The organism is Butyricicoccus sp. AF35-5AC (genome assembly GCF_003477715.1).
GTDB classification, from domain to species: Bacteria; Bacillota; Clostridia; order Oscillospirales; family Butyricicoccaceae; genus Agathobaculum; species Agathobaculum butyriciproducens.
The window spans coordinates 1-840 of the sequence record NZ_QUDX01000028.1; the positions used below are offsets into that span (position 1 = coordinate 1).

Consider the following 840-nt stretch of genomic DNA (forward strand, 5'->3'; position numbering starts at 1 on the left):
AGCCGACAAGTTTCATAAAATATGCTATCTTTTCGATAGCCAATGAAGTATAATGAAGATGACAACAAATCGGTAGTTGGAGGAAAAATAATGGACTACAAAATAGATGATAAAAACCTTGATGTATCAATGTTTATTTCTTTTGTCAATCAAGTATGGCAAGGTAATTATGATGTGGAACAAACAAGGATGGCATTATCTAAAACATTAAATATAACAGCCTATGACAATAAAAAGCTAGTAGGATGCTTGCGTATTCTTTCCGATGGTTACTATTTTGGAACAATTACAGAGTTACTGGTTCTTCCTCAATATCAAAAACAGGGGATTGGAAGCAAACTTCTTCAACTTGCAAAAGATAATACACCTACAATGTTATATTTCGGCTCTCAACCAGAAGCAGAAAAATTTTATGAAAAGAATGGTTGTCAAAAAAGTTTACAATCTTACATGATAAATAGAAAAGAGTAAGGGACAATTTGAAGTTATAAGTGGATTTTTGCGAAGCTGTATGATACTATTATTTTATAACGATTTGAAAATTCGTGGATTACTTAACAAATTAGAAGGAGGTATTTTATATGTTTAAAAAAGCTTTTTGGGTTCCTTATGAGGATAGTGCCAATTACCCAACTCTTGCAAAAACTATGGAAGCAATTTCAAAGTATTGTGAAGAAAATGGTGAGTCTTATACATTTATTAACGATGACGAAGTGGAGATAAATGGAAAAAGATATGAAATATATAGGGGCTACGAAAATGGTAGTAGGGGAAATTACGGCATAAAATGTAAAGAAAAATAAATCCAATTTGTTATTCTACACACATCGGGTCAACTTG

General features: G+C 31.5%; 2 protein-coding genes. Both read left to right on the forward strand.

Going from position 1 to position 840, the window contains the following annotated elements; genetic code table 11:
• Nucleotides 1-90: 90 nt before the first annotated feature.
• Nucleotides 91-471 (forward strand): GNAT family N-acetyltransferase, encoded by a 381-nt coding sequence (locus tag DWZ82_RS14690; RefSeq protein ID WP_044987242.1) that lies wholly within the window; start codon nucleotides 91-93, stop codon nucleotides 469-471.
• Between the two features lie 110 nt (nucleotides 472-581).
• Nucleotides 582-803: a DUF4318 domain-containing protein gene (locus DWZ82_RS14695; RefSeq protein WP_004612768.1), complete on the forward strand. Its 222-nt coding sequence runs from the start codon at nucleotides 582-584 to the stop codon at nucleotides 801-803.
• Nucleotides 804-840: the final 37 nt, after the last annotated feature.